A 7814-nucleotide genomic window follows, 5' to 3' on the forward strand; every position below is an offset into this window, starting at 1 on the left:
CGCCCCGGAATCTCCTCCAGTACGTCCGTCACCCGCAGGTCCACCGTGTCCACCGCCAGCCCCAGCCGCTCCGCCGCCGCGCCCAGCAGGGCTTCACGCAGCCGGTCCGCCGTCTCCGGCAGCGGCCGGTCCACCGTCGCCGCGCACTCCGCTTCCACTCGCAACGGCCCCGGCGGCAGCGCGCTCGGCGGGGCCGGGACCGCGGGCGGCGCGGCGGCCTCCGGGTCGGCCAGGGCGATACGGAGCGCCCCGAGGCGTACGCCGGGCACGGCGTCGGCCGCCCGGCGCAGCACCGCGTCCGCCGCGCGCTCGGTCAGCCACGCCCCGTCCTCCGGCCCGCCCAGCGGGAGGAGACGGCCGAGCCGCAGCTGCTGCCGCACGGCTTGTGTGAGCCGGTCCGTGACCATGCCTGAATGATGCACAACATGCGCATTGCGTGCCAAACACCCTTACTGTGGCAAGTAGGGCGACTGGATGAGAAAGGGGTGAACCGTGATGTCCGAGACCGCGCCACGGAACCGGCCCCAGACCCCCGTAGCGGAGCCGTCCGCCGGTACGCCGAAGACCTTCGGGCGCGGCATCGACCCGGGAGCGCGCGGCCGTACCACCATCGCCGACGGCGTGGTCGAAAAGATCGCCGGAATGGCCGCCCGCGATGTGGTCGGTGTCCACGCCATGGGCGGCGGCATCGCCCGCACCTTCGGAGTCGTCCGCGACCGGGTGCCCGGCGGTGGCAAATCGGTCGCCCGCGGGGTGAAGGCCGAGGTGGGCGAGGTGCAGACGGCCCTCGACCTGGAGATCGTGGTGGACTACGGCGTCTCGATCGCCGACGTCGCCCGGGCCGTACGGGAAAACGTGATCGCGGCGGTCGAGCGGATGACCGGCCTCGAGGTGGTCGAGGTCAACATCGCGGTCGGCGATGTGAAGTTGCCGGACGAGGAAGAGGAATCGCCGGAGCCCAGGCTTCAGTAGCGGCGCCGCGGCGGCTCCGGGCGGCTCCAGCAGGGGAGCACACGATGAGCATGGCCGTGATCGGGATGATCGCGGGGATGGCACTGGGTTTCGCCGGATTCTTCGGTGGTTTCGGGGCCTTTCTGCTGGTGGCGGCGTTGGGCGCCGTCGGATTCGTCGCGGGCCGGTTCCTGGACGGTGACCTGGAACCGGGCGACTTCTTCCGCACCCGCGACCGTGGTGAACGGCGGCGGTGAGCGTGAGCGAACCGGGCGGGCGCGGCGCGACGCGCATCGCGGACCGCGTCGTCGCGAAGATCGCCTCGCGGGCGGCGCGGGAAGCGCTGGGCAGCGGGCCCGGGCTGCTGCCGTACGCGGCCGTCGCGGTCCGCGCGGGCGCCGCGCGCGTCCGGGTCGCCGTCGAACTGGGCTATCCGTCCGACATCGGCGCGCAGTGCGCGGTGGTACGGCGCCATGTGACGACCCGGGTCGGCGAACTCACGGGCATGGAGGTGCCGGAGGTGGCCGTGACCGTGGAACGGCTGCACTCACCGCAGCTGGACCGGGGGAAGGTCCAATGAACGATTGTCGTCGCTTCTGGTCAGCCCGGCGCGTACCGGCCGGGCTGACCGCTCTGGTGCTGCTCGGCGCGCTCGGCCTGCTCCTGTACGACATCGTCTCCGCACGCACCGGCCACCCCGTGATGGAGTGGCGGCACTGGCTCGCCGAACAGCTCGCCACGCGTCCCCTCCACGACGGCTGGATCGTGGGGATCGCGGTGGCCCTGATCGTGATCGGCGCGTGGATGGTGGCGCTCGCCCTCACCCCGGGCCTGCGGGGGCTCCTGCCGATGGGCGACGACGACAACGATGCCCATGCCATCCGGGCCGGAATCGACCGCACCGCCGTCCGCCTGGTCCTGCGCGACCGGGCCATGGCGGTGCCCGGCGTCCGCGCTGTACGGGTCGATGTCGGCCGCCGCCGCATCAGGGCCCGCGCCCAGGCACACTTCCGCGACCTCGACGAGGTACGGGCCGACCTGCTGACCGCCCTCGGAGACGGCATCCGGCAACTAGGGCTCGCCCGGCGACCGGTCCTGTCCGTCCGCGTACGGCGGCCTGCGAGGTGATCGTGAACCGGTTGCTGCTGGGCGTACTGGGTCTCGCTCTGATGGCCGCGGGCACGGCGACCCTCGTCACCGGACGGCATTCCCCTCACTCCGTCCTGCTGACCCGCGCGGCCCGGGCGCGCTGGCGCGCCGAGGACTGGTGGTGGCCCGGCGTCATCGCGGCGCTGAGCGTGCTGGTCCTGCTCGCGCTGTGGTGGGCCCTGGCCCAACTGCGGCGCCGCCGCCTGGACGACGTACTGGTCCCGCTGGACGACGGCACCGGCGCCCGCCTGCGCGGCCGCGCCCTCGAAGCCGCCCTGAGGGCCGACGCGGAGTCCCTGTCCGGCGTCTCCCACGCCCACGTCCACCTCCACGGCCGCCGCACCGCGCCGAGGGCGCGGGTGGGCCTGGTCCTGGACGCCAGAGCCGAACCGGCCGCGACCCTACGGGCCCTGGAGTCCGAGACCCTGACCCAGGCCCGCACCTCAAGGCCTGCCCCACCTCCCGGCGGAGGTCCGGCTGAGGGGCGAACACCACGGCGCGGAGCGGGCGCGGTAGGCGGTGCGGGTGTGCCCACAACCCAGCCCCCAGGGGGCACCTCCCAGCGGTAGCTGGGGGAGATTGAGGAGCGGGGTCGAGGGGCGGAGCCCCGGGGTCGGGTGGGGGCGGGGTGGGGAACGAGCCCCCCGGCCTCACCAGCCGTGGAGCGCGCCTCCGTCCACCGGGAGCATCAGCCCGGTGAGGTAGGACGCCGCGGGCGAGAGCAGGAACGCGGCGGCCTTGCCGAACTCGTCAGGGGTCCCGTACCGCCGCAGCGGAATCTGCGCGGCGTTCCGCTCACGCGCGGCATCCGCATCGCCGGAGAGCCCGTCCAGCTCCCGCACCCGGTCGGTGTCGATACGGGCCGGAAGCAGGCCCACGACGCGGACACCACGCGGCCCCAGCTCCAGCGAGAGGTTCTTGGCGAAGCCCGCGAGCCCGGGGCGCAGCCCGTTGGAGACGGTGAGGCCGGGGACGGGCTCGTGGACGGAGCCGGAGAGGACGAAGCCGATCACCCCGCCGGGGGTGAGCTCGGCGGCGGCGGCGCGAGCCAGACGGACGGCGCCGAGGAAGACCGAGTCGAAGGCGGTCTGCCACTGGGCGTCGGTGATGTCTGCGGTGGGCCCGGCGGGCGGCCCGCCGACGCTGATGACGATGCCGTCGAAGCGGCCGAACCGCTCCCGGGCGGTGGCGATGAGGCGTTCGGCGGCGTCCGGGTCGGCGTTGTCGGCCCCCCCCCCCCCACATCCGGGCCGAGGCCGGCGGCGGCCTCGGCGGCGGTGTCGGCGTCGCGGCCGGTGATGACGGCCTTGGCGCCGTCGGCGACCAGCTCGGCCGCGGCGGCGCGGCCGAGCCCGCGGGTGGCTCCGGTGACGATGTACACGCGGTCTTTGAGTCCAAGATCCATGGGTTCAGTCTGCCTGGGCCTGCTCCGAAAGGGTGAGGGCGGTCCCCACGAGACCGATGTGGCTGAAGGCCTGCGGGAAGTTGCCGAGCAGCCGGTCGGCCCCGGGGTCGTACTCCTCGGCGAGGAGGCCCACGTCGTTGCGCAGGGACAACAGCCGGTCGAACAGGGCGGAAGCCTCCCGGCGGCGGCCGCTGAGGTGAAGGGCGTCGGCGAGCCAGAAGGAGCAGGCGAGGAAGGCGCCCTCGCTGCCGGGGAGGCCGTCGGCGGTGTCGTCGGTGGAGTAGCGGCGGATCACGCCGTCGTGGCTGAGTTCGCGGCGGACCGCGTCGATGGTGCCGATGACGCGGGGATCGTCGGCGGGGAGGAAGCCGACGCGGGGGATGAGGAGGGTGGCGGCGTCGAGCGCGGTGGAGCCGTAGGACTGGGTGAAGGTGTTACGGGAGGCGTCGTAGCCCTTGTCGCAGACCTCGCGGTGGACCGCGTCCCGCATGGCGCGCCACCGGTCGGTGTCGCCGTTCAGCTCGGGGTGGGCCTCGATGGTGCGGACGGCGCGGTCGGAGGCGACCCAGGCCATGACCTTGGAGTGGACGAAGTGGCGGCGTGGCCCGCGGACCTCCCACAGCCCCTCGTCGGGGTCCTGCCAGGCGGATTCGAGGAAGTCCATGAGGGCGCTCTGGATCTTCCAGGCGTGCGGCTGGGGCGCCATGCCGTGGGCGCGGGCGAGGTGGAAGGTGTCGAGGACCTCGCCGTAGACGTCGAGCTGGCGCTGGGTGACGGCCTCGTTCCCGACGCGGACGGGGGCGGAGTGGCCGTACCCCTCCAGCCAGGGCAGCTCGTATTCGGGGAGGCGCCGCTCGCCGCCGAGCCCGTACATGATCTGGAGCTCGGCGGGGTCGCCCGCGATGGCGCGGAGCAGCCAGTCGCGCCAGGAGGCGGCCTCTTCGCGGTAGCCGGCGGAGAGGAGGGCGTTCAGGGTGAGGGTGGAGTCGCGCAGCCAGCAGTAGCGGTAGTCCCAGTTGCGCACCCCGCCGAGCCGCTCGGGCAGCGAGGTGGTGGGGGCGGCGACGATGCCGCCGGTGGGCTCGTAGGTGAGCGCCTTGAGGGTGATGAGGGAGCGGACGACGGCGTCCCGGTACGGGCCCCGGTAGCGGCAGCGGGCGGCCCAGGCGCGCCAGTCGTCCAGGCTGGACCGCAGGGCCTCGTACGGGTCGACCAGCCGGGGCCGGGGCTCGTGGGAGGGGTGCCAGGTGAGGACGAAGGCGACCCGGTCTCCGGCGGAGACGGTGAACTCGGAGCGGGTGCTGAAGTCCTTGCCGTAGGTGTGCACCTCGGGTTCGGAGCGCAGCCATACGGAGTCGGGTCCCGCGACGGCGATGCGGTGGCCGTCGGTGCGCCGCACCCAGGGGATGACGTGGCCGTAGTCGAACCGCAGCCGCAGGGCGCCCGCCATCTCGACGCTGCCGGAGACGCCCTCCACGATGCGGATGACGTCGGGCGCCCGGTCGCGCTGCGGCATGAAGTCGATGACCTTGACGGTGCCGGTGCCGGTCTCCCAGACGGACTCCAGGACGAGGGAGTCGTCGAGGTAGGAGCGGCGGGTGCAGCCACCGGCGCCCTTGGGGGCGAGCCGCCAGTGGCCGTTGTCGTCGTCGCCGAGGAGGGCGGCGAAACAGGCGGCGGAGTCGAAGCGGGGCAGGCACAGCCAGTCGATCGAGCCGTCGCGGCCGACGAGGGCCGCCGTCTGGTGGTCCCCGATGAGCGCGTAGTCGTCGATGTCCAGTGCCACGTCCGGGCGTCTTCCCGGAGAGCGGGAGAACTAGTCCGCGTGCGCGGCGGCGGGGGTCTTCGGCTCGGCTGCCCCGGCGGCGGCCTTGGCGGCCTCCGCCGCCTGGTCACGGCGCTCCCGGCGGGCCAGGACGAACCAGCCGACGGGCACTCCGGCGGAGAACAGCCACCACTGGACGGCGTACGCCATATGGGGGCCGATGTCGTCGTGCTCCGGCTCCGGCACCGGGTCGGGCTGTTCGGCGCCCTTGGGGGAGGACGAGGTCAGCTCGATGTAGCCGCCCTGGAGGGGACGGCCGAGCGCCTTGGCCTGCTGCTCGCTGTTGATCAGCATGACCTGGCGCGGCGGCAGCCCCTGCTTGTCCTTGATGCCGCTGTCCGCGCTGGTCTCGTCGGCCTTGAGACGGCCGGTGACGGTGACCTTGCCGCTGGGGGCGGCGGGGACCTTCGGGAACTTGGTGAGGTCGGCCCCGGCGGGGATCCACCCCCGGTTGACCAGGACGGCCCGCTTGCCCTCGATCAGCGGGGTGAGGACGAAGTAGCCGATGCTCTGCTCGTCGGAGCCGGTGCGCTGGCGGACGACGACCTCATGGGCCGTGTCGTACGTCCCGGTGGCGGTCACCGTGCGGAAGGTGTCGTCGCGGGGGACGGTGCGGCCGGGGGCGGTGAGCTTGTCGACCGGCACGGCGGGGGCGCCGAGGTTGTTCCCGATCAGCTGGTTCTGCGCGACCTTGGCCTCGTGGCGGTGCAGCTGCCAGAAGCCCAGCCTGATCATGGTGGGGATCAGTGCGAGCCCGATCAGCGTGAGAATCACCCACTGCCGGGTCAACAGGAAGCGGTACACGTCCTTGACACTACTCGGCGTGGATTGTCCCCCGGCCACGGGGGGCACCGGACGACAATCCACGCATCCGGGCCGGACTCAGACGTGGTCGACGATGCCCTCCTTCCCTTCCGCGCGGGAGCAGTGGGCGCCGCAGTAGTAATGGCCGTCCACCTCCACTCCCTGGCCGATGATCTGGCACCGGCAGTGCTCACAGATGGGCGCCATGCGGTGGATGGCGCAGGAGAAGCAGTCGAAGACGTGCACATTGCCCTGGGCGTGCACCTCGAACGTCATGGTGTAGTCGTTTCCGCAGACCTCACAGCGTGCCATGCGCCACAGCGTGCGGGCCCGGGCGGTGACGGGCGAGCGGTGGGCGGGCGCGTCGCGCGGGTTTCACCTGATTGTCGGCCCGGCCGGAGGCTCAGCGGGGCTGACGTCGAGCAGCAGGTGTGTGAAGGCGGCCTCGTCGACGATGGGCGTTCCGAAGGAGCGGGCCTTGGCGGTCTTGGAGGTGGCCGCGTCCGGATCGTTGGTGACCAGCAGGCTGGTGAGCCGCGACACGCTGGTGGCCACGTGCAGCCCCGCCTCGATCGCCCGGTCCTCCAGCAGCTCCCGGTCGACCGAGGTGTCCCCGGAGAACGCCACCCGCATGCCCTGGGTCAGCAGTCCGCCCGGCTGGTAGCGCCCCGGGTTGGGGTAGGGGCAGGCGGGGCGCTTGCGGTTGGGGCGCCAGCTCTGCTGCCGGTACGAGCGCTGGGCGCCGATCCCGCGGGACGGCGGGTCCGACCATTCGGTGAGCGGCTGACAGGCCAGCAGGGGCAGCCGCACTCCGGCCTCGGCGGCCCGGTGGAGGCTCGGCCGGAAGGTCTCGGCGAGCACGCGCGCGTCGTCCAGCGCGTGGTGGGCCCGCTCCTGGACGACCCCGTAGTGCGCGGCCAGGGTCTCCAGCTTGTGGTTGGCCAGCGGCAGCCCCAGCTCCTTGGAGAGGGCGATGGTGCACAGCCGCTGACGCACCGGCGCCTCGGTCTTCGACCGGGCGAACTCGCGGGCGATCATCGACCAGTCGAACGCGGCGTTGTGCGCGACCAGGACGCGGCCGTCGAGGCGCTCGGCGAACGCGGTGGCGATGTCGGGGAAGAGCGGGGCGTCGGAGAGGGTCTCCCGGGTGAGGCCGTGGATCCACACCGGGCCCGGATCGCGCTGCGGGTTGACCAGCGTGTACCAGCGGTCCTGTACCGCGCCCCGGGCGTCGAGCTGATAGACCGCCGCGGAGACGATCCGGTCGTCGCGGGCGAGACCGGTGGTCTCGACGTCGACCACCGCATACCCCTGCGGATAGGCCTCCGGCCACGAGGGTGTTGAAGCGGTTCGCGGTGCGGCAGCCGTGGGGTCTTCGAGCATGGTCCATGAGGATACGGGCCGCGGCCGACACTCCGGGCCGCCGGGCCCGGGTGGGCACGTGTCGTCAGCCGACCGGCCCGGGCTCGTTGTTGACATCACGTCTATCATACTTGTTGGTAACTACCTCTGGCGGTGGGGCGAAACCGGTTCTATGTTGCCGGTATGCCGCATTTGCCCAACGCCGTGCTGTGGTCGATACCCGCCTTCGTGCTGCTCGCCGTCGTGGAGATGGTGAGTTACCGCCTCCACCCCTTTTCAACCACGCACGGATACGCGGCCAAGGACGCCGCGACGAGC

General features: G+C 72.8%; 9 protein-coding genes and 3 pseudogenes. 6 read left to right on the forward strand and 6 right to left on the reverse strand.

Translation table 11 applies throughout. The features are described from left to right. Positions 1-407: pseudogene (locus tag SSOG_RS54195) on the reverse strand (nucleopolyhedrovirus P10 family protein); the annotation flags it as partial. A gap of 88 nt (positions 408-495) precedes the next feature. On the opposite strand from SSOG_RS54195, the gene SSOG_RS34730 reads away from it, so the two are divergent. Genes SSOG_RS34730 through amaP form a run of 5 tightly spaced genes read left to right on the forward strand, consistent with a single transcriptional unit; the run spans position 496 to position 2669 of the window. Further along, positions 496-972 carry an Asp23/Gls24 family envelope stress response protein gene (locus SSOG_RS34730; protein ID WP_009718944.1) on the forward strand — a complete coding sequence of 159 codons (477 nt, stop codon included), beginning with the start codon at positions 496-498 and terminating at the stop codon, positions 970-972. Positions 973-1016: 44 nt separating this feature from the next. Further along, entirely contained in the window at positions 1017-1208 is a 192-nt protein-coding gene (locus SSOG_RS34735; RefSeq protein WP_009718945.1) for a hypothetical protein, read from the forward strand. Then, positions 1205-1531, forward strand: coding sequence for an Asp23/Gls24 family envelope stress response protein (locus SSOG_RS34740; protein ID WP_009718946.1), 327 nt, complete (start codon positions 1205-1207; stop codon positions 1529-1531). The genes SSOG_RS34735 and SSOG_RS34740 overlap by 4 nt, the downstream gene beginning before the upstream one ends. After that, positions 1528-2079 carry a DUF6286 domain-containing protein gene (locus SSOG_RS34745; protein WP_154686012.1) on the forward strand — a complete coding sequence of 184 codons (552 nt, stop codon included), beginning with the start codon at positions 1528-1530 and terminating at the stop codon, positions 2077-2079. The genes SSOG_RS34740 and SSOG_RS34745 overlap by 4 nt, the downstream gene beginning before the upstream one ends. A 2-nt stretch (positions 2080-2081) precedes the next feature. Further along, positions 2082-2669: an alkaline shock response membrane anchor protein AmaP gene (amaP, locus tag SSOG_RS34750; RefSeq protein WP_342634366.1), complete on the forward strand. Its 588-nt coding sequence runs from the start codon at positions 2082-2084 to the stop codon at positions 2667-2669. 81 nt (positions 2670-2750) lie between these two features. On the opposite strand, the pseudogene SSOG_RS34755 reads toward amaP, so the two are convergent. The 5 genes and pseudogenes from SSOG_RS34755 to SSOG_RS34775 all read right to left on the reverse strand — a co-directional run bounded on the left by SSOG_RS34755 (position 2751) and on the right by SSOG_RS34775 (position 7517). After that, positions 2751-3505, reverse strand: a pseudogene (locus SSOG_RS34755) (SDR family oxidoreductase). Positions 3506-3509: 4 nt separating this feature from the next. Then, the gene (locus SSOG_RS34760) at positions 3510-5291 is read right to left on the reverse strand and encodes a glycoside hydrolase family 15 protein (RefSeq protein ID WP_009718950.1); all 1782 of its coding nucleotides are present in this window, start codon (positions 5289-5291) and stop codon (positions 3510-3512) included. 30 nt (positions 5292-5321) lie between these two features. Beyond that, positions 5322-6134, reverse strand: a complete 813-nt coding sequence (locus tag SSOG_RS34765) for an SURF1 family cytochrome oxidase biogenesis protein (RefSeq protein ID WP_009718951.1) — start codon at positions 6132-6134, stop codon at positions 5322-5324. 78 nt (positions 6135-6212) lie between these two features. Then, entirely contained in the window at positions 6213-6446 is a 234-nt protein-coding gene (locus SSOG_RS34770; protein WP_009718952.1) for a hypothetical protein, read from the reverse strand. Positions 6447-6509: 63 nt separating this feature from the next. After that, entirely contained in the window at positions 6510-7517 is a 1008-nt protein-coding gene (locus SSOG_RS34775) for a DEDDh family exonuclease (protein ID WP_009718953.1), read from the reverse strand. Between the two features lie 162 nt (positions 7518-7679). Between SSOG_RS34775 and SSOG_RS56595 the strand changes: the two are divergent. Next, positions 7680-7814, forward strand: a pseudogene (locus SSOG_RS56595) (sterol desaturase family protein); the annotation flags it as partial.

Source organism: Streptomyces himastatinicus ATCC 53653 (genome assembly GCF_000158915.1).
Taxonomy (GTDB): Bacteria; Actinomycetota; Actinomycetes; order Streptomycetales; family Streptomycetaceae; genus Streptomyces; species Streptomyces himastatinicus.